This window comes from Pseudomonas sp. UBA3153, assembly GCF_002364635.1.
Classification (GTDB): Bacteria; Pseudomonadota; Gammaproteobacteria; order Pseudomonadales; family Pseudomonadaceae; genus Pseudomonas_O; species Pseudomonas_O kuykendallii.
On record NZ_DEYR01000072.1, the window covers coordinates 21,390 to 40,015 of the forward strand.

Below are 18,626 nucleotides of genomic sequence, written 5' to 3' on the forward strand. Positions count from 1 at the left end.
ATGACCTTAGCATGGCCGCCGACTTTTTTAAGCCGCCAGAAGGACCGAAGCCTCTCCGTTGTACGACGGAGAGGCTTCGCGGCGGTAGCTGCCTTTGCCTTTTTTCGGGACTTCCTGGCGGCAGCGGAACAACGGTTGCGCGATCAGGGATTTGGCCTTGTTCGGCCGCGATTTGGCTTTTCTGGACATGCCGGTACTCCTGCGAAAGGGCGGCGCGCATGGTGCGCCCGAGCGGCATGGAAGTCCAGATGCTCAGTGGTTGGGAAGGCTCAGCCGCTTGCCGGACAGTTGCAGGCAGAGCAGCGCCAGGCCGTTCCACGGCGAGCCCTCGGCCTGGCCCTTGATCTGCGCATCGATGCGCTGGGCGTCGCCCAACAGCTGTTGCCAGCGCGCTGCGGAGTGCCGTTGCAGGGCCCGGGTCATCAGCGGTTTGCGCTTGTCCCAGACCGGCGGTCGTGCCTGGCTGAAGGCGCGGTCGAGCGGGATGCCCTGGGCTTGCTGGCGTGACAGGTTGGCCAGCAGGCGCAGCTCGCGGGCCAGCGCCCAGAGGATCACCGGGGTTTCCACGCCCTCGCCACGCAGGCCTTCGAGCATGCGCAGGGCGTGCGCGGATTCGCCGTTGAGAGCGGCGTCGATCAGCCCGAAGACATCGAAACGGGCGCTGTCGGCCACGGCGGCCTGCACGGTCTCGACGTCGATCTGCTCGCCCTCGGCGATCAGCTTGAGTTTCTCGATCTCCTGGGCGGCGGCAAGCAGGTTGCCCTCCACCCGCGCGGCGATCAGCTCCACGGCTTCCTGGCTGGCGCTCAGGCCGGCCTGCGCCAGGCGCTGGCGAATCCATTGCGGCAACTGCGCGGCGTCCACCGGCCAGATCTGCACGAACTGCGCCTGTGGCCCTTCGATGATGGCCTTGGCCCACTTGGTCTTCTGCGTGCTGCCATCGAGCTTGGGCAGGCTGACCAGCAGCAGGGTGTCCTCGGCGGGGCGACCCAGGTATTCGATCAGCGCGGCGGCGCCCTTGTCGCCCGGCTTGCCGGAGGGAATGCGCAGCTCGATCAGGCGCCGTTCGGCGAACAGCGAGAGGCTGGCGCCGGCTTCGTAGAGCAGGCCCCAGTCGAAATTGGCGTCGGCATGGAACACCTGGCGTTCGCCGAAGGCTTCGCGGCGGGCGGCGGCGCGGATCGCGTCGCAGGCTTCCTGGCACAGCAGCGGATCGTCGCCGCTGACCACGTACACCGGGGCGAGGCTGCCCTGCAGGTGCTTGCCGAGTTGGGCGACGTTGAGTTTCATCGGAAGGGAATCGGGCCGCCGAGGCGGCCCGTGGCGATCACTTGGTCGGGATCGGCAGTTCGATCGGCGACTGCTGCGGCACCGCGGCGCGCGCGCGGCGTTCGGCTTCCGCCGCTTCGGCTTCGGCGCGGGCACGGGCTTCGGCGGTTTCCTGCATTTGGGCCAGGCGATCCGGGCTGAGCAGTTGCAGGCGCAGGGCCAGTTGCTGAACCAGCTCACGGGTCATCTCGGCGCGCAGTTGCTGGCCTTCCTGGCTGGAGCCGATCAGGTTGTTCTGGTCGTGCACGTAGGTCTGCTGGACTTCGACGCTGTCCTCGAGCAGGACCAGGTCCTTGCCGGCGCGGATCTGGTAGTGCAGCGTGCGGCTGATTTCGTACTCGGCACTGCGCGCGGAGCTGGTGTAGCTGGCGGTACGCTGCTTCTCTTCCTCGCGGGCGATGATCAGCTTGTAGGGCGCGCCCTGGTAGACCTTCACGTCGCTGCGTTCCAGCAGGGCGGTGAGCTGCTTGGCGACCTCGCCGTAGGCATCGCGCGCCTGCAGGTCGAGTTCCTTGAGGGCGAACTGGGTGTCGCCGGTGCCGCGCAGCTGGAAGCCGCAGGCACTCAGGAGCAAGGTCAGGCCGACGAGCAGCAGGTTCCGTTTGAGCATTTCTTCTATCCCCTTGGCAGGCATTCCGGCGCCTTCTGGTCGGCGCCGGATGGTGTTCAGTTGGCGACGATGTTGACCAATTTACCCGGAACCACGATCACCTTGCGGATCGTCAGCCCTTCGGTGAAGCGCAGGACGTTCTCGTTCTGCCGCGCCGCCGCTTCGATTTCCTCGCGACCGGCGCTGGCCGGCATCTCGATCTGTCCGCGCAGCTTGCCGTTGACCTGGATGACCAGTTGCAGGCTGTCCTGAACCAGCGCGGACTCGTCCAGCGCCGGCCATTTCGCGTCGATCACCGCGCCATCGTGGCCCAGCCGGTTCCAGAGTTCATGGCAGATGTGCGGCGTGATCGGCGCCAGCAGCAGAGTCACGGTCTCGAGGCCCTCGTGCAGCAGCGCGCGATCCTGGTCGCTGTCCTGGGCGGCTTTTTCCAGCACGTTCATCAGCGTCATCACCTGGGCGATGGCGGTGTTGAATTTGTGATGCTGGCCGACGTCCTGGCTGGCCTGGCGGATCGCCAGGTGAATGGCGCGGCGGACCTCCTTCTGCGCGTCGTTCAGGCTGGCCACATCCAGCGCGCCCGGCAGACCGCCGGTGACGTGCGCGTGGGCCAGGCGCCAGACGCGGCGCAGGAAGCGGCTGGCGCCTTCAACGCCGGAGTCGGACCATTCCAGGCTCATGTCCGGCGGCGAGGCGAACATCATGAACAGGCGACAGGTGTCGGCACCGTAGGCGTCGATCATAGATTGCGGATCGACACCGTTGTTCTTCGACTTGGACATCTTCTCGACGCCGCCGATTTCCACCGGCTGGCCGTCGCTCTTCAGCTTGGCGCCGATGACCTTGGCCTTGGCATCGCGCTCGACTTCGACGTCGGCCGGGTTGAACCAGTCCTTGCCGCCGTTGGCGAGCACGCGGTAGTAGGTCTCGGCGACCACCATGCCCTGGGTCAGCAGGTTCTCGAACGGCTCGCTGGAGTCGATCAGCCCCTGGTCGCGCATCAGTTTGTGGAAGAAGCGCGCGTAGAGCAGGTGCAGGATGGCGTGCTCGATGCCGCCGATGTACTGGTCGACCGGCAGCCAGTAGTTGGCTTCTTCCTTGTCCAGCATGCCGCCGGTGAAATTCGGCGAGGCATAGCGGGCGAAGTACCAGGACGACTCGACGAAGGTGTCCATCGTGTCGGTTTCGCGGCGCGCCGGCTTACCGGTGCGCGGGTCGGTGGTTTCGTAGAACGAGGGCAGGCGCGCCAGCGGCGAACCGGCTCCGTCCGGCACCACGTCTTCGGGCAGCACCACCGGCAGCATGTCGGCTGGCACCGGGATGTCGTCGCCGTCTTCGCTGTGGATGATCGGGATCGGGCAGCCCCAGTAGCGCTGGCGGCTGATGCCCCAGTCGCGCAGGCGGAACTGCGTGCGCGCCTGGCCCAGGCCCTTGTCGCGCAGGGCGACTTCGATGGCATCGAAGGCGCCGGCGAAGTCGAGCCCGTCGAAGGCCCCGGAATTGATCAGTTGGCCGTGCTCGCCGTAGGCGTCCTGCCAGGGCGCTGGCGTTTCATCGCCGGCCGAGGTGCGCACCACCGGCTTGATCGGCAGCCCGTACTTGCTGGCGAACTCGAAGTCGCGCTCGTCGTGCGCGGGGACCGCCATCACCGCGCCGTCGCCGTAGTGCATCAGCACGTAGTTGGCGACCCACACCGGGAGCAGCTCGCCGGTCAGCGGGTGCTGTACGCGCAGGCGGGTGGCATAGCCTTTCTTTTCCTGGGTGGCGATATCGGCCTCGGCCACGCCGCCGCGTTTGCATTCGTCGATGAACGCCTGCAGCTCGGCATCGCCCTGGGCGGCCAGGGTCGCCAGCGGATGTTCGGCGGCGACCGCGACGTAGGTGGCGCCCATCAGCGTGTCGGCGCGGGTGGTGAAGACCTTCAGTGCGCCTTCGCTGCCGATGCTGGCGACGTCGTAGGGGAAGCTGACTTCCATGCCGCGCGACTTGCCGATCCAGTTGCGCTGCATGGTCTTGACCTGTTCCGGCCAGCCGGGAAGGTCGTCGAGGCTGCTCAGCAGTTCATCCGCGTAGGCGGTGATCTTGAAGTAGTACATCGGGATTTCGCGCTTCTCGATCAGCGCGCCCGAACGCCAGCCGCGACCGTCGATGACCTGCTCGTTGGCCAGTACGGTCTGGTCGACCGGGTCCCAGTTCACCGTGCCGTTCTTGCGGTAGATGATCCCTTTCTCGAACAGCTGGGTGAACAGCCACTGTTCCCAGCGGTAGTAGTCCGGCTTGCAGGTGGTGACTTCGCGCGACCAGTCGATCGCCAGGCCCAGGCTCTTCAGCTGGGTCTTCATGTAGGCGATGTTGTCGTAGGTCCACTGCGCCGGCGCGACGTTGTTCTTCATCGCCGCGTTCTCGGCCGGCATGCCGAAGGCGTCCCAGCCCATCGGTTGCAGGACGTTCTTGCCCTGCATGCGCTGGTAGCGGGCGATCACGTCGCCGATGGTGTAGTTGCGCACGTGCCCCATGTGCAGCTTGCCGCTGGGGTAGGGGAACATCGACAGGCAGTAGAACTTCTCCTGGCCGGGCTTCATGGTGGCGAGGAAGGACTGGTTCTGATCCCAGAAGGATTGCGCGGCGGCTTCGATTTCGCGGGGCTGATACTGTTCGTGCATGGCTACTGGCGCTGGAGATGAGGGCGGGGAGCCGGTTTCCGATCGACGGCGAAGGCGTCCGGGCAGAGCATGAAAAACGGACCCGCGGGAGGCGTCCAATCCGTTCATTCGTCGTACCTGGCCTGCGCACTTTTCGATACCGAACAGGCTCTTGCAGGAAACGCCGTAGCATACATGACCGGCCTTGACCGTGGGAAACCCAGATTGCCCGTCCGCCTGTCGCCCTGCTGGAAGCGGGTGCGGGCCGCGCCTAGACTGATACCTCGGATGCCGATCTCCGGTACCGGGAGGCACGATGACTGCGCAACACGAAAGCGACATCTACGCGCATCTGCTGCAGCGTATCGCGCTGGCGCTGGAAGGGGCGGAAACCGACCGCGCCTTCCGCAATCGCAGTTCGGTCGAGTTGGAGATCAGCGGGCTGTCGGGGATCGAGATGGCGCTGATTCAAGCCTATCTGCAGCACGCCCCCGAACTGCATGGCGGCCTGTCCGAGGGGCTCGCCGCCGCGTCTGGCCGGGAGGGAGGCGATCCGCGTTTCCCGCGCGCGTCCGGGCAAGCTCCCGGCCCGCTTTCGCCGCGCGTGCTTCCCCGTTAGGCTGCGGGCACCCCAGGAGGTGCCCGATGTCGATCCGCTACATCTTCAAACAACTGCTGATGCCGCCAGGCGGCCTGTTGCTGCTGTTGCTGCTCGGCTGGTACCTGCGCCGGCGCGCTCCGCGGCTGTCGGCGCTGTGCCTGTTGCTCGGCTTCGGCGGGCTCTGGGCCATGAGCCTGCCCGTCACGGTAGAGAAGGGCGCGCAGTGGCTGGAACGCCACGAGCAGCCGTTGGCGGAAGCCGACTGGCCGGCGCTGGCGCAGCAGGCCGAGGTGATCGTGGTGCTGGGCGCCGGGCAGGTGCCGGACGACCCGGCCTGGGGCGGCGTCGCCCAGCCGGCGCCGATGGCCATCGAACGCATGCGCTACGCCGCGCGACTGGCGAGAGCCTCGAAGCTGCCTCTGCTGACGTCCGGTGGCTCGCCCTACGGCCAGCCGCTCAGCGAGGCGCAGATGATGGCCGGCTCGCTCGCCCGCGACTTCGGCACGCCGGTGCGCTGGCAGGAGCCGGCCAGCCGCACCACCTGGGAAAACGCGCTGCTCACCGCGAAACTCCTTCGCGAGCAGGGCATCACCCGCGTGGTGCTGGTGACCCAGGCCTGGCACATGCCTCGCGCGCGCTGGAGTTTCGAGCAGCAGGGCTTGCAGGTGATCGGTGCGCCCTCCGGTTTCCTGGGGATGCCGAACGGACGCCCGACTGGAGGTTGGCTGCCGGAAGGCGCCGCGGTGTGGCAAAGCGGGCAATTGCTCAACGAAGCCATCGGCCTGCTGGCCTACCCGCTGGCCTACGGTCGCCAATGAGCGGATCGCCACAAGACACGCTCGGGTCGCGGGGTAGACCCGCCCTGCGCCGCGGCGCAGGGCGCCGATCCGCCCGCGCTAGAGCGTCTTCGCCCAGCGGCTGGCCAGCAGTGCCCAGCCGAACAACAGGCCGCAGAGGATCACCATCGGCCAGGCACGCCAGCGCAGGTACGGCGTCAGGCCCTGCATCGGCGTCACTTCGCCGTAAAGCACGACCTGCTGGAACTGCGGAACCTGCTCGGTGATGCGGCCGAACGGATCGATCAGCGCGCTGACCCCGTTGTTGGTCGCGCGGATCATCCATCGGCCGGCCTCGAGGGCGCGCATCCGGGCCATCTGCAGGTGTTGCAGCGGGCCGATGGAGCGGCCGAACCAGGTGTCGTTGCTCACCGTGAGCAGCAGGTCGCTGCGGGCGGCGAGGCCCGCGGCGAATTCCGGGTAGACCACTTCGTAGCAGATGTACGGGGCGATCCTGTAACCCTTGGCCTGCAGCAGCGCCTGGTCGGCCGGGCCGCGGGCGAAGTCCGACATCGGCAGGTCGAAGAAGGCGATCAGCCCGCGCAACAGGTCCTGCAGCGGCACGTACTCGCCGAACGGCACCAGCTTCTGTTTCAGGTAGGTGCCTTCGCCCTGGCCGACCACGGTGATGCCGTTGTAGTAGCGCAGCTCGCCGCGTTCATTGGCCTGGCGCACCGGCACGCCAGTGATCAGTGCGCTGCGGCGCTCATCGGCGAAGCGGCCCATGCTCTGCAGGTAGGGCTCGGCATAATCCTTGACCACCGGCACCGCGGTTTCCGGCCAGACCAGCAGGTCAACCGGGCGCGCCTCGACGCTGAGGTCGCGGTAAAGCTTAAGCTGGGCGTTGAGGTGTTCGCGGTCCCACTTCATCTCCTGGGCGACGTTGCCCTGTACCGCCGCCACCTGCAGCGGGGTGCCCAGGGCGAGGGTCCAGGCGTGGCCCTTGAGCAGCAGCCCGACCAGCCAGGGCGCCAGCAACAACGCCAGCGCGCCGACGAAGAACGCCCGGCGTTCGCCCAGGCGCGGCAGGTTGACCAGCAGCGCGGCGCTCAGCGCCAGGACGAAGGACAGCAGCCAGACGCCACCCAGCGGTGCCAACCCGGACAGCGGGCCGTCCAGCTGGGTGTAGCCGGCATACAGCCAGGGGAAGCCGGTGAGGAACCAGCCGCGAAAGGCTTCCAGGGCCAGCCACAGCGCGGCGAAGGCCAGCGCATCGGCCAGCGGCGCCTCGCTACGGCGCAGCCAGCGCGCCCAGAGCCAGGCGGGAAGCGCGAAGAACAGCGCCACGCAGGCCGAGAAACCCACGGTGAGGAAGCCGGCCAGCGGCACGGAGGCGGCGCCGTAGTCGTGGATGCTGACGTAGATCCAGCCGGTGCCGGCCAGGTACAGGCCGAGGCCGAAACACCAGCCGCGGCGGAACGCGGCGTTCGCCGTCAGGTCGCGCAGGCCGAGGTAGAACAGGCCGATGCAGAGCAACTGCAGGGGCCAGAAATCGAACGGGGCAAACGCCAGCGGGGTGAGGGCGCCCGCGGCCAGGGCCAGCAGGTTGCCCGGCCAGCCGGGGCGTGTGATCCAGCGCATCGTGAGTCCTTGAACGTAAATTCAGGCGGGCAAGGGTACTGGAAGCGGGAGGGGGGAGAAAGCGCGGGCGCAGCGCCCGGCGGCGCCGGTGTGCCGCTGGCGGGATGGGGCCGGCGCCTCGACCCATCCCGCCAGGGCTCAGCGCTCCAGCGGGGTCAGGCGCAGCAGGTGGATGCGCCGGCTGTCGGCATTGAGGATGCGGAAACGGAAGGCGCCGATCTCGGTGATCTCGTTGCGCTTGGGGAGATGGCCGAAGGCATTCATCACCAGGCCGCCGACGGTGTCGAACTCGTCGTCGGAGAAGGCGCTGTGGAAGCACTCGTTGAAGTTCTCGATCGGCGTCAGTGCCTTGATCAGGAAGTCGCCGCTGGGCAGCGGCTTGATATAGCTGTCTTCCTCGACGTCGTGCTCGTCCTCGATGTCGCCGACGATCTGCTCCAGCACGTCCTCGATGGTCACCAGGCCGGCGACCCCGCCGTATTCGTCGATCACCACCGCCATGTGGTTGTGGTTGGCGCGGAATTCCTTGAGCAGCACGTTGAGGCGCTTGGATTCGGGAACGAAGGTGGCCGGGCGCAGCATGTCCCTGACGTTGAAATTCTCGCGGTCCGGCTTGAGGATCAGCGGCAGCAGGTCCTTGGCCAGCAGGATGCCGACCACGTCGTCGAGGGTCTCGCCGACCACCGGGTAGCGCGAGTGAGCCGCCTCGATGATCGCCGGGAGGAATTCTTCGGGAGACTGGTTGGCGCGGATGCTGATCACCTGAGAGCGCGGCACCATGATGTCGCGAACCTGCAGGTCGGCAACCTGGATCGCACCCTCGACGATGGACAGCGCTTCGCTGTCGAGCAGGTTGTTCTGGTGGGCTTCGCGCAGGAGTTCAAGCAGTTCCTGGCGATTCTTCGGTTCATGGACAAAGGCCTGGGTAATTTTCTCCAACCAGGATCTGTGTCCATTGCTCGATCGGTCTTCGCTCATTTTTCCTTGCTCAGTTTTCATCGCCGGCATAAGGGTCGGGATGACCCAGCTCGGCGAGCAATTCTCGTTCCAACGATTCCATTTCCTCGGCCTCGTCGTCTTCCAGATGGTCATAGCCCAGCAGGTGCAGGCAGCCGTGGATCACCAGGTGTGCCCAGTGGGCTTCGAGGGCCTTGCCCTGTTCGGCGGCCTCGCGCTCGACCACCGGCACGCAGATCACCAGATCGCCGAGCAACGGTATATCCAGCAGCGGTTCGCCGCCCGGACCTTCGGGAATGTCGGCGGGAAAGGACAGTACGTTGGTCGCGTAATCCTTGTGCCGCCAGGTGGCGTTCAGTTCGTGGCCCTCGTCCTCGTCGACCAAGCGGATGGTCAGCTCGGAATCAGCGGTGCGCTGGCGCAGCGCCAGTTCGCACCAGCGGCGCAGCGCCGCCTCGTCGGGAACAGCGCCCTGGCTGGCGTTCTGCAGGTCGAGTTCAAGCATCGTCGGCGCGGGCACCCGGGTCGTTGTCGTCGCGTTGAGGAGGCGCCTGCTGGCGCTGCTCGAAGCGGTCGTAGGCTTCGACGATGCGCTGCACCAGCGGGTGGCGCACGACGTCCTTGGAGATGAAGTGGGTGAAGCTGATGCCCGGCACGTCGCGCAGCACCTCGATCACATGGGTCAGCCCGGACTTGGTGCCGCGCGGCAGGTCGACCTGGGTGATGTCGCCGGTGATCACCGCGGTGGAGCCGAAACCGATGCGGGTGAGGAACATCTTCATCTGTTCCAGCGTGGTGTTCTGGCTCTCGTCGAGGATGATGAAGCTGTTGTTAAGCGTGCGTCCGCGCATGTAGGCGAGCGGGGCGATCTCGATCACCTGCTTCTCGATGAGCTTGGCCACGGTCTCGAAGCCGAGCATCTCGTAGAGCGCGTCGTACAGCGGGCGCAGGTAGGGATCGATCTTCTGCGCCAGGTCACCGGGCAGGAAGCCGAGCTTCTCGCCGGCTTCCACCGCCGGACGCACCAACAGGATGCGACGCACCTGTTCGCGCTCCAGCGCGTCCACCGCGCAGGCCACGGCGAGGTAGGTCTTGCCGGTGCCGGCCGGGCCGATGCCGAAGTTGATGTCGTTGTCCAGGATCGAACGCACGTAGCGCTGCTGGTTGGCACCGCGCGGTTTGATCATGCCCTTCTTGGTGCGCAGCGCGACGCTGGAGGCGTTCTGCGCGCTCGGGTTGACCAGCTCGTCCATCCCCGACTCCTGCAGGAACAGGTGGACCATGTCCGGCGACAGCTCGCTGCTCTGGGTCTCGCGGTACAGGCGGCGCAGCAGATTTTCCGCGGCGCGGGCGCGCTCGCTGTTGCCGACGATCTCGAACTGGTTGCCGCGGTTGCGGATTTCCAGGGCGAGGCGCTGTTCGATCAGCCGCAAGTGCTCGTCGAACTGCCCGCAGAGGTTGGCGAAGCGGCGCGCTTCAAAGGGTTCGAGGGTGAAACGATGGGGTTCGGTGGGAGCGTTCAATGTCTTTTTATGGCCGCCGGAGGCAGTGAAGGTGGAAGAAAGGATAACCCCATGCGGGCGAGGGTGAAAGCCGCCGCCCGGCCGTGCATCGGGCCGGTGGCGCGACGGCGATGCACGGCCGCCGGGCCGCTTCGACCCGGCGGGCGTCAGTGAGCGGTGTTTTCGATCAGGCTGCCGCGCAGCGAATGCGGCAGCGCGTCGTCGATATGCACGTCGACGAACTGGCCGATCAGCCGCGGGTTGGCGCTGCGGAAGTTGACGATGCGGTTGTTTTCGGTACGCCCCTGGAGCATACCCGGGTCCTTCTTCGAGAAGTCGCTGACGAGGATGCGCTGGGTGCTGCCGACCATCCGCCGGCTGATCTCGAAGCCCTGCTGGCTGATCCGCGTCTGCAGGATCGACAGGCGCTGCTTCTTCACCTCGTCGGGCGTATCGTCGGGCAGATCGGCGGCCGGCGTGCCGGGGCGCGCGCTGTAGACGAAGGAGAAGGAGAAGTCGAAACCGACGTCCTGTACCAGTTTCATGGTCTGCTCGAAGTCCTTCTCAGTCTCGCCGGGGAAGCCGATGATGAAGTCCGAGCTGATGCAGATGTCCGGCACCGCGGCGCGCAGCTTGCGGATGCGCGACTTGTATTCCAGCGCCGTATGGTTGCGCTTCATCGCCGCGAGGATGCGATCCGAGCCCGCCTGCACCGGCAGGTGGACGAACTTCACCAGCTCCGGCACTTCGGCATGGGCGGCGATCAGCGCGTCGGAGAATTCCAGCGGGTGCGAAGTGGTGTAGCGGATTCGCTCGATGCCCTCGACCTCGGCGACCACGCGGATCAGTTCGGCGAAGTCGGCGATTCGCCCGTCATGGGTCTCGCCACGATAGCCGTTGACGTTCTGCCCCAGCAGGGTGACTTCGCGCACGCCGTGCTCGGCGAGGTGGATGACTTCGGCGAGCACGTCGTCGAACGGCCGGCTGACTTCCTCGCCGCGGGTGTAGGGCACCACGCAGAAGGTGCAGTACTTGCTGCAGCCTTCCATGATCGAGACGAAGGCGCTGGGGCCGTCGATGCGCGGCTCGGGCAGGCGGTCGAACTTCTCGATCTCGGGGAAGGAGATGTCCACCTGCGGCGTGCGCGTGCTGCGCGCGGCATCGATCATTTCCGGCAGGCGGTGCAGGGTCTGCGGGCCGAACACCACGTCGACATAGGGCGCGCGGTCACGGATCGCCGCGCCCTCCTGGCTGGCCACGCAGCCGCCGACGCCGATCACCAGGCCGGGGTTCTCCAGCTTCAGCTCGCGCCAGCGGCCGAGCTGGGAGAACACCTTGTCCTGGGCCTTCTCGCGAATCGAGCAGGTGTTGAGCAGGATCACGTCGGCTTCGGCGGGGTTCGCCGTGACTTCCAGAGCCTCGTGCTCGCCCAGCAGGTCGACCATTCGCGAGCTGTCGTACTCGTTCATCTGGCAACCGTGGGTTTCGATATAGAGCTTCTTGGTCATGGCAACGTCAGGGTGGTTAAAAAATGACCGGCGATTATAAGGGCGCCGCCTTGATCAGGCTACAGCGCTGCGGAAGGCGAGGCGGCGTTCGATTTCACCGCGCCAGTCAGGCGGGCCGCCTGTGCTACGATGCGCGCCCCGTTTCTCCTCCCCGAGCCGCCCCGTCAGCATGAGCAAGCGCGATACCCCGATCTACAAGGTGATTTTCCTCAACCAGGGCCAGGTGTACGAGATGTACGCCAAGCAGATCTTCCAGAGCGATCTCTGGGGTTTCCTGGAAATCGAGGAATTCGTGTTCGGCGAACGCACTCAGGTGGTCGTCGACCCCAGCGAGGAAAAGCTCAAGGCGCAGTTCGAGGGCGTGGTGCGCAGCTTCGTGCCGATGCACGCGATCGTCCGCATCGACGAAGTGGAGCGTCTCGGTACGCCGAAGATCAGCGAAGCGAAGGGTGGCGGCAACGTGATGCCGTTCCCCATGCCGATGCCGGACAAGTAAGCGACCAATCGAGGGCGCCCGCCGCGCGGCGAGCTACGGAAGTGGTGCGAACGGCGAGTTGTTGCCGTCGACCGTCTGCAGGTCGGTGAGGTAGTTGCGGAAGATCTGCCCGAGCACCTGGGTGGCGATGTCCAGCTCGTCGCGACGCATCTGCGCGGCGACCAGGTCGGCGGTATCCAGCGCTTCGTCCGAACCGTTCACCGCCGCCATCTTCAGCACGATGAACGCCTGCATGTTGTTCGCCGGCACGCCTTCGCCGCGGAAGAACATGCTGCCCAGACGCAGCTGCGCGTTGGCGTGGCCCTTGAGCGATGCCTGCTCGAACCAGTTGAGCGCCTGCTTGAGGTCGCGCGGGGCGCGCTGGCCGTCGTAGTAATACTCGCCGAGTTCGAACTGCGCTTCGCTGTCGCCACTCTGCGCCGCCTGCTGGCAGGCCGCGAGGGCTTCGGGCATGTCTTCCGGCGCGGTGTTCAGCGAGCAGCGCCCGTTGGCCGGGATCAGCAGGGAGTTGCCCCCCGCCGTGGCCAGCGCGGGAAGCAGAAGCAGCAGGCAGCCCAGAATTCGGCCGCGGCCGGTGCGGTTCATGCGAGTCGAAACGCCTCAGAAGCAGAGACGGGCCCATGCCCGGCCGACAAGCGTGTCGGCACGTTCATTATGGAATAACCCGTAGCTCGCTTACAAAGCCTTTACCCGCTTTTGTGTCAGCTTTTCTTCAATTCGGCGAACGCGCGTTCGGCGGCGTCGAGGGTGATCTTCAGCTCCGCATCGCCATGGGCGATCGACGTGAAACCGGCCTCGAACGCGCTGGGCGCCAGGTAAACGCCGCCGTCGAGCATCAGGTGGAAGAAGCGCTTGAAGCGTTCGACGTCGCTGCCCATCACGTCGTCGAAGGTGACGATGTCGTCGGCGCCGCTGAAGTACAGGCCGAACATGCCGCCGGCCTGGGTAGTGACGAAGGGAATGCCGGCCGCATCGGCGCGGTCCTGCAGGCCCTGCAGCATGCGGCTGGTGTACTCGCTCAGCTCGGCGTGGAAGCCTTCGCGCTGGATCAGCCGCAGGGTGGTCAGGCCGGCGGCCATCGCCAGCGGATTACCGGACAGCGTGCCGGCCTGATACACCGGGCCGAGCGGGGCGATGCGCTGCATGATCGCGCGCTTGCCGCCGAAGCAGCCGACCGGCATGCCGCCACCGATGATCTTGCCGAAGGTGGTCAGGTCCGGAACGATGCCGTAGTGCGCCTGGGCACCGCCGAGGGCGACGCGGAAGCCGGTCATCACTTCGTCGAAGATCAGCACCACGCCGTGCTCGTCGCACAGCGCGCGCAGGCCTTCGAGGAAGCCGGGTGCCGGCGGCACGCAGTTCATGTTGCCGGCGACCGGCTCGACGATGATGCAGGCGACCTCCTGGCCGACCTCGGCGAGCATCGTCTTCACCGCTTCGATGTCGTTGAACGGCAGGGTCAGCGTGTGTTTGGCGAAGGCGGCCGGAACGCCTGCCGAACTCGGTACGCCCTGGGTCAGCAGGCCGGAGCCGGCTTTCACCAGCAGGCTGTCGGAGTGGCCGTGGTAGCAGCCTTCGAACTTGATGATGCTGTCGCGGCCGGTGAAGCCACGTGCCAGGCGGATCGCGCTCATGGTCGCCTCGGTCCCGGAGCTGACCATGCGGACCATCTCCATCGACGGCACCAGGCGGCAGACGAGGTCGGCCATCTCGGTTTCCATGGCGGTCGGCGCGCCGTAGGAGAGGCCGTGCTCGAGCTGCCTGCGCACCGCGTCGAGCACGTCCGGATGGCTGTGGCCAAGGATCATCGGCCCCCAGGAGCCGACGTAGTCGACGTAGCGCTTGTCGTCCTCGTCGATCACGTAGGCGCCGGCGGCGTGCTTGAAGAACAGCGGGGTGCCGCCGACGCTCCTGAAGGCGCGGACCGGCGAATTGACGCCGCCGGGGATGTGTTTCTGGGCGTTGGCGAACAGGGTTTCGGAGCGGGACATGCGGGGGCCTCTCGGAGGTCGGCGGGCGGATCAGCGTCGCTCATCCGCCGAAATGGTCAGGGGGTTGCGAACAAGGCACTGAAGGCGTGGGCGCGACGCTCGACTTCCGCGGCGTTTTCGGCGCTGAACAGGGCGTGGATCACCGCCACCAGGTTGGCGCCGTGGGCGATCAGCGAGGGGGCGTTGTCGAGCGTCACGCCGCCGATGGCGACGATCGGCAGGCCGGCGAGCTGGCGGGCCTGGGCCAGCAGCTCGAGGCTGGCAGCCGGTGCGCCCGGCTTGGTATTGGAATCGAAGAAACGACCGAAGGCGACGTAGCTGGCGCCTTCGCGGATGGCCTGCTCGGCGAGGTCGAGGCGCGCATGGCAGGTCGCGCCGATGATCGCCTTGCGGCCGAGCAGGGCGCGCGCCGCGGCCAGGGAACCGTCGCCCTGGCCGAGGTGCAGGCCGACGCCCAGGCGTGCGGCGAGTTCGGCGTCGTCGTTGATGATCAGCTGCGCGCCGTGGCGGGCGCAGAGTTCGCGCAGCGCCTCGGCTTCGCGCAGGCGGCGGGCGTCGTCGCTGGATTTGTCCCGGTACTGCAGCAGCCGTGCGCCGCCCTTGAGCGCCGCTTCGACGTAGGGCAGCAATTTGCCGCCGGCGAGCAACTGGCTGTCGGTGATGGCGTAGAGGCCGCGCAATTTCATGACGGCCGGCTCACGAGCAGAAATCCAGCGGCAGGCGGCGCGGCACGTACTGGCCCTTGCCCGGCGCTTCGGCGTCGCGCAGCGTGCGCCAGGTGTAGGTCAACGCCGTCTGCACCGCGCTGGCGAGGTCTTCGCCAAGGGCCAGGCGCCCGGCCAGGGCGCTGGCGAGGGTGCAGCCGGAACCGTGGTAGCTGCCCGGCAGGCGCTCGCAGGTGAAGCTGTGGCGGGCACCGTCGCGGGAGTAAAGGCGGTTGTGCACCTGCTGCTCGTCGCCGTGGCCACCGGTGATCAGCAGGTGGCGGCAATAGGGCAGCAGCTTTTCCGCGCATTCGTCGGCGCTGCCGTCGGGCAATTCGGCGAGGATGCGCGCTTCGGGGAGGTTGGGCGTGGCGATGGCGGCGATCGGCAGCAGCCGCTCGCGCATCGCGAAGCCGACGTCGTCCTTGCCCAGGGTTCCACCGCCGCCTGCGCGCAGCACCGGGTCGCAGACCATCGGCACGCCCGGCAGCGAGCGCATCACTTCGAGCACGGTTTCGACCATCTCCACCGAGCCGAGCATGCCCAGCTTGACCGCGGCGACCGGCATATCCGCGATCACCGCATGCGCCTGGGCGAGCACCCATTCGCGGTCGAGCACGCGAAAATCGACGACATCGACGGTGCTCTGCACGGTCAGCGCAGTGACGGTCGGGGCGGCGTGGCAGCCTTGGGCGAGCAGGGCTTCGATGTCGGCCTGCAGGCCGGCACCACCACTGGGGTCATGCCCGGAGAGGCAGAGGACAACGGGGCGAGAGGGCATATTCATGGTGCGCGAGCTTATCACTAAACGCTCGCCGGAGGACCTCCAGGCGGCTGCCGCGACAGGGTCCAGTGCCCGCGCGCGGGCCTGCGCCGTCGGCGGCGGACTGGTACAGTTCGCCGCTTTCTCACCCGATCGGCCGGCTGCGCTCCTCCAGGAAGCGCTCCTGTCACCGGCCGTTTTGTGCAGGACGTATGCGGCAACTCCTCCTCTCTATCCTTTGCCTGTTGCCGAGCCTGGCAACGGCGATCAGCTTCGACGAACGAACCGAGAGCGTCCCGCTGGGGCGCGCGATGGCGGTTTTCGAGGACCCGCGCGGCGAGGTCGGCATCGAAGAGATCAGCTCGTCCGCCTTCGACGGCAAATTCCGCCCGCATGACCAGGACGTGCTCAACGCCGGTTATTCGCATTCGGCGTTCTGGCTGCGCGTGGACCTGGAATACCAGCCGCACGGCGCCGGCGATGCGCGCGACTGGCTGCTGGAACTGGCCTATCCGCCGCTCGACGACCTGCAGCTCTACCTGGCCGACGCCGAAGGCCGCTACCGGCTGGCGCGCCACACGGGCGACGGCCTGCCGTTCGCCAGCCGCGAGCTGAAGCAGAACAACTACCTGTTCCGCCTCGGCCTGCAGCCCGGTCAGCCCATGCGCGTCTACCTGCGGCTGAAAAGCGAGGGTTCAATCCAGGCGCCGCTGACGCTGTGGGCGCCGCATGCCTATCTCGAAGGCCAGACCGGCCGCGTCTACATGCTTGGAATCATCTACGGCGTGCTGCTGGTGATGCTCTTCTACAACCTGTTCATCTTCCTCAGCGTCCGCGACGTCAGCTACCTCTACTATATCCTCTACATCGCCTCGTTCGGCCTCTATCAGGTGTCGGTGAACGGCGCCGGTATCCAGTATCTCTGGCCGGACAACCCCTGGTGGGCGAACGCGTCCACGCCGTTCTTCATCGGCGCCACGGCGCTGTTCGGCGGCCAGTTCGCCCGGCGTTTCCTGCGTATCCTGCAGTATTCGCTGCCGCTCGATCGCCTGCTGCGCGTGCTCATGGTCAGCGCCGCCCTGGTCATGCTGCTGTCGCTGTGCAGCAGCTACGCCATCGCCCTGCGCCTGGCCACGCTGCTGGCGTTGGCGTTCACCGTCACGGTGTTCGCCGCCGGCGTGCTGGCCTGGGCGCGCGGGATGCAGGTGGCGCGCTATTTCACCCTGGCCTGGAGCGCCTTCCTCGGCGGCGGACTGATCAACACGCTGATGGTGCTCGGCTACCTGCCCAACGTCTTCTTCACCATGTACGCCAGCCAGATCGGTTCGGCGCTGGAGGTCGGCCTGCTGTCGCTGGCCCTGGCCGACCGGATCAACGCGCTGAAGGAGGAACGCACCGGCATCCTGCAGGCGGCCGAGCGGAAACTGCAGGCGCTCAACGCCGAGCTGGCGGCGGGCAATCGCCTCAAGGACGAATTCCTCGCCACCCTGACCCATGAGCTGCGCACGCCGATGAACGGCGTGATCGGTTCGCTGGACCTGTTGCAGACCATGCCGCTGGACACCGAATCGGCGCTTTACCGCAAGACCGCGGCCGATTCGGCGCGCGCGCTGCTGGGCATGATCGACGACCTGCTGGCACTCACCGAGCTGCAGGCCGGGCGCCTGCGCGCCGTGCGCGAGCCGTTCAGCCTCGGCGGGCTGCTCGAGGCGCTGCGCGGAAGCTACGCGGCGCGTGCCGAGGACAAGGGCCTGCGCTTTTCCCTCGAGCGTCAGCCTGGCCTCGAAGAGGTGCTCGAGGGCGACGCGCAGAAGATCGCCCAGTGCCTCGGCCACCTGCTGGACAACGCGATCAAGTTCACTGTACGCGGCGGCGTGGTGCTGCGCGTGGCGCGCGAAAGCGACGCCGCGGGCCACCTGAGCTTCGTCGTCAGCGACAGCGGGATCGGCTTCGTCACGCCGTCCGATGGCTCGCTGTACCAGCATTTCAAGCAGCTCGACGGGTCGCTGACCCGCACCCACGGCGGCCTGGGCATCGGCCTGGCGTTGTGCCGCCAACTCGCCGGACTGCTCGGCGGCGAACTGCGCCACCAGTCCCTGCCGGGTCGCGGCAGCCGCTTCGAGCTGAGGCTGCCGCTGGCGTCCGGCGTCCGTCACACGACCGGCACGGCGGCCGACGCCGTTACGCCGCGACGTCCGGCCGACTGCCGGGTATTGCTGGTAGAAGAGGACACGGTCAGCCGCCTGGTGTCGCGCGGCATGCTGCTCAAGCTGGGCTACCAGGTGTTCACCGTCGACAACGGCGAGCAGGCCTTCGAACTGCTCGCGCTGGAGCCGGTGGATGCGCTGCTGATCGATTGCGCCGCGCCCGGCGATGACGCCTATGCCACCTGTCGGCGCCTGCGCCAGCGGTCGGAGCACGCCGGGCTGGTGCTGCTGGGCATGGTCGGCGCGCCGCAGGCCGCTGCCCGCGAGCATTACCTGGCGGCGGGGATGGACGATTGCCTGGACAAACCGATGCGCTTCGAGGAGCTGCAGTGGCTTCTTCGCCGTGCGCTGCTCAACCGAACCAACGGGGTGCGGTCAGAAGAACAATCGGCCAGCGGCGACGCCGTCTGCCGTACTTCGGGATGAACGCCTTGGCGGAGTAAGGCCTGCGCTTTGGCCGATCTCCCGCTTTCGCAAACATCTGAACGCTGGTTCACTTCTTGTGAAGCAATCGGGAGCCACCCATGGCCTACCGCACCACCCCCGCCCGCATGGATCGCGACGAGCAACTGCGCCAGCGCATTCTCGACTGCGCCCTGAGTCGGGTGGCCGGCGGCGGTTTCGCCAGCCTGACCATGGTCGCCCTGGCCGACGACGTCGGGATCGCCACCGGCAGTCTGTACCGCCATTTCCACAGCAAGGGCGAGCTGGCGGCGGAGGTGTTCGCCAGCGCCAGCGGTCGCGAGGTGGAGGCGCTGCGCGAGGTGTTGCGCGGCGAGGGCGATCCGGCGGCGCGCCTGGCGCGCGGCGTCCGGCAGTTCGCCGCGCGGGCCTGGAGCAGCCGTTCGCTGGCCTTCGCGCTGATCGCCGAGCCGGTGGAGGCGGAGGTGGACGAGCAA

The 18,626-nt window shown here is 67.1% G+C and carries 18 protein-coding genes; 5 read left to right on the forward strand and 13 right to left on the reverse strand.

The window, feature by feature from the left end; translation table 11 throughout:
• Nucleotides 1-27: 27 nt before the first annotated feature.
• The 4 genes from arfA to leuS all read right to left on the reverse strand — a co-directional run bounded on the left by arfA (nt 28) and on the right by leuS (nt 4,602).
• Nucleotides 28-189, reverse strand: coding sequence for an alternative ribosome rescue factor ArfA (gene arfA / locus B2X67_RS16230; protein WP_282344396.1), 162 nt, complete (start codon nt 187-189; stop codon nt 28-30).
• Nucleotides 190-252: 63 nt separating this feature from the next.
• Nucleotides 253-1,290, reverse strand: a complete 1,038-nt coding sequence (gene holA / locus B2X67_RS16235; protein ID WP_286786115.1) for a DNA polymerase III subunit delta — start codon at nt 1,288-1,290, stop codon at nt 253-255.
• Between the two features lie 37 nt (nt 1,291-1,327).
• A complete protein-coding gene (gene lptE, locus B2X67_RS16240) occupies nt 1,328-1,939 on the reverse strand; it encodes an LPS assembly lipoprotein LptE (RefSeq protein WP_286786116.1) in 612 nt (203 codons plus the stop codon).
• A 56-nt stretch (nt 1,940-1,995) separates the two neighbouring features.
• Nucleotides 1,996-4,602 (reverse strand): leucine--tRNA ligase, encoded by a 2,607-nt coding sequence (gene leuS, locus B2X67_RS16245; RefSeq protein ID WP_286786117.1) that lies wholly within the window; start codon nt 4,600-4,602, stop codon nt 1,996-1,998.
• Nucleotides 4,603-4,897: 295 nt separating this feature from the next.
• Between leuS and B2X67_RS16250 the strand changes: the two genes are divergently transcribed.
• Both B2X67_RS16250 and B2X67_RS16255 read left to right on the forward strand, forming a co-directional pair.
• Nucleotides 4,898-5,200 (forward strand): hypothetical protein, encoded by a 303-nt coding sequence (locus B2X67_RS16250; protein WP_286786118.1) that lies wholly within the window; start codon nt 4,898-4,900, stop codon nt 5,198-5,200.
• A gap of 26 nt (nt 5,201-5,226) precedes the next feature.
• Nucleotides 5,227-6,000 carry a YdcF family protein gene (locus B2X67_RS16255; RefSeq protein ID WP_286786119.1) on the forward strand — a complete coding sequence of 258 codons (774 nt, stop codon included), beginning with the start codon at nt 5,227-5,229 and terminating at the stop codon, nt 5,998-6,000.
• A gap of 78 nt (nt 6,001-6,078) precedes the next feature.
• On the opposite strand, the gene lnt is transcribed toward B2X67_RS16255, so the two are convergent.
• The 5 genes from lnt to miaB form a co-directional block, all read right to left on the reverse strand.
• Nucleotides 6,079-7,599 carry an apolipoprotein N-acyltransferase gene (lnt, locus tag B2X67_RS16260; RefSeq protein WP_286786120.1) on the reverse strand — a complete coding sequence of 507 codons (1,521 nt, stop codon included), beginning with the start codon at nt 7,597-7,599 and terminating at the stop codon, nt 6,079-6,081.
• Between the two features lie 138 nt (nt 7,600-7,737).
• On the reverse strand, nt 7,738-8,577 hold the full coding sequence (locus tag B2X67_RS16265; protein WP_273230028.1) for an HlyC/CorC family transporter: 840 nt from the start codon (nt 8,575-8,577) through the stop codon (nt 7,738-7,740).
• 10 nt (nt 8,578-8,587) lie between these two features.
• On the reverse strand, nt 8,588-9,061 hold the full coding sequence (gene ybeY / locus B2X67_RS16270) for an rRNA maturation RNase YbeY (RefSeq protein WP_282341892.1): 474 nt from the start codon (nt 9,059-9,061) through the stop codon (nt 8,588-8,590).
• A complete protein-coding gene (locus B2X67_RS16275; RefSeq protein WP_286786121.1) occupies nt 9,054-10,079 on the reverse strand; it encodes a PhoH family protein in 1,026 nt (341 codons plus the stop codon). The genes ybeY and B2X67_RS16275 overlap by 8 nt, the downstream gene beginning before the upstream one ends.
• A 146-nt stretch (nt 10,080-10,225) precedes the next feature.
• Complete coding sequence (gene miaB, locus B2X67_RS16280; protein ID WP_282341889.1) at nt 10,226-11,566, reverse strand: tRNA (N6-isopentenyl adenosine(37)-C2)-methylthiotransferase MiaB; 1,341 nt, start codon at nt 11,564-11,566, stop codon at nt 10,226-10,228.
• Nucleotides 11,567-11,735: 169 nt separating this feature from the next.
• On the opposite strand from miaB, the gene B2X67_RS16285 reads away from it, so the two are divergent.
• Entirely contained in the window at nt 11,736-12,062 is a 327-nt protein-coding gene (locus B2X67_RS16285; RefSeq protein WP_090226002.1) for a DUF1820 family protein, read from the forward strand.
• A gap of 33 nt (nt 12,063-12,095) precedes the next feature.
• Here B2X67_RS16285 and B2X67_RS16290 read toward each other — a convergent pair whose 3' ends face one another.
• The 4 genes from B2X67_RS16290 to B2X67_RS16305 form a co-directional block, all read right to left on the reverse strand.
• Nucleotides 12,096-12,647 (reverse strand): tetratricopeptide repeat protein, encoded by a 552-nt coding sequence (locus B2X67_RS16290; RefSeq protein ID WP_282341886.1) that lies wholly within the window; start codon nt 12,645-12,647, stop codon nt 12,096-12,098.
• A gap of 116 nt (nt 12,648-12,763) precedes the next feature.
• On the reverse strand, nt 12,764-14,053 hold the full coding sequence (gene hemL, locus B2X67_RS16295) for a glutamate-1-semialdehyde 2,1-aminomutase (protein WP_282341884.1): 1,290 nt from the start codon (nt 14,051-14,053) through the stop codon (nt 12,764-12,766).
• A 56-nt stretch (nt 14,054-14,109) separates the two neighbouring features.
• Entirely contained in the window at nt 14,110-14,739 is a 630-nt protein-coding gene (thiE, locus tag B2X67_RS16300; protein ID WP_286786122.1) for a thiamine phosphate synthase, read from the reverse strand.
• Nucleotides 14,740-14,749: 10 nt separating this feature from the next.
• The gene (locus B2X67_RS16305; RefSeq protein ID WP_286786123.1) at nt 14,750-15,544 is read right to left on the reverse strand and encodes a hydroxymethylpyrimidine/phosphomethylpyrimidine kinase; all 795 of its coding nucleotides are present in this window, start codon (nt 15,542-15,544) and stop codon (nt 14,750-14,752) included.
• Nucleotides 15,545-15,732: 188 nt separating this feature from the next.
• Between B2X67_RS16305 and B2X67_RS16310 the strand changes: the two genes are divergently transcribed.
• Nucleotides 15,733-18,153: a hybrid sensor histidine kinase/response regulator gene (locus B2X67_RS16310; protein WP_286786124.1), complete on the forward strand. Its 2,421-nt coding sequence runs from the start codon at nt 15,733-15,735 to the stop codon at nt 18,151-18,153.
• A 98-nt stretch (nt 18,154-18,251) separates the two neighbouring features.
• Nucleotides 18,252-18,626, forward strand: a 375-nt coding sequence (locus B2X67_RS16315) for a TetR/AcrR family transcriptional regulator (RefSeq protein WP_286786125.1), incomplete at its 3' end; no start/stop codon positions are given.

What these genes read in the sequence shown, in the direction of transcription:
- arfA (WP_282344396.1), bottom strand. Translation starts at nt 189, where the DNA reads ATGTCCAGAAAAGCCAAATCGCGGCCGAACAAGGCCAAATCCCTGATC.
- holA (WP_286786115.1), bottom strand. Translation starts at nt 1,290, where the DNA reads ATGAAACTCAACGTCGCCCAACTCGGCAAGCACCTGCAGGGCAGCCTC.
- lptE (WP_286786116.1), bottom strand. Translation starts at nt 1,939, where the DNA reads ATGCTCAAACGGAACCTGCTGCTCGTCGGCCTGACCTTGCTCCTGAGT.
- leuS (WP_286786117.1), bottom strand. Translation starts at nt 4,602, where the DNA reads ATGCACGAACAGTATCAGCCCCGCGAAATCGAAGCCGCCGCGCAATCC.
- B2X67_RS16250 (WP_286786118.1), top strand. Translation starts at nt 4,898, where the DNA reads ATGACTGCGCAACACGAAAGCGACATCTACGCGCATCTGCTGCAGCGT.
- B2X67_RS16255 (WP_286786119.1), top strand. Translation starts at nt 5,227, where the DNA reads ATGTCGATCCGCTACATCTTCAAACAACTGCTGATGCCGCCAGGCGGC.
- lnt (WP_286786120.1), bottom strand. Translation starts at nt 7,599, where the DNA reads ATGCGCTGGATCACACGCCCCGGCTGGCCGGGCAACCTGCTGGCCCTG.
- B2X67_RS16265 (WP_273230028.1), bottom strand. Translation starts at nt 8,577, where the DNA reads ATGAGCGAAGACCGATCGAGCAATGGACACAGATCCTGGTTGGAGAAA.
- ybeY (WP_282341892.1), bottom strand. Translation starts at nt 9,061, where the DNA reads ATGCTTGAACTCGACCTGCAGAACGCCAGCCAGGGCGCTGTTCCCGAC.
- miaB (WP_282341889.1), bottom strand. Translation starts at nt 11,566, where the DNA reads ATGACCAAGAAGCTCTATATCGAAACCCACGGTTGCCAGATGAACGAG.
- B2X67_RS16285 (WP_090226002.1), top strand. Translation starts at nt 11,736, where the DNA reads ATGAGCAAGCGCGATACCCCGATCTACAAGGTGATTTTCCTCAACCAG.
- B2X67_RS16290 (WP_282341886.1), bottom strand. Translation starts at nt 12,647, where the DNA reads ATGAACCGCACCGGCCGCGGCCGAATTCTGGGCTGCCTGCTGCTTCTG.
- hemL (WP_282341884.1), bottom strand. Translation starts at nt 14,053, where the DNA reads ATGTCCCGCTCCGAAACCCTGTTCGCCAACGCCCAGAAACACATCCCC.
- thiE (WP_286786122.1), bottom strand. Translation starts at nt 14,739, where the DNA reads ATGAAATTGCGCGGCCTCTACGCCATCACCGACAGCCAGTTGCTCGCC.
- B2X67_RS16305 (WP_286786123.1), bottom strand. Translation starts at nt 15,544, where the DNA reads ATGAATATGCCCTCTCGCCCCGTTGTCCTCTGCCTCTCCGGGCATGAC.
- B2X67_RS16310 (WP_286786124.1), top strand. Translation starts at nt 15,733, where the DNA reads ATGCGGCAACTCCTCCTCTCTATCCTTTGCCTGTTGCCGAGCCTGGCA.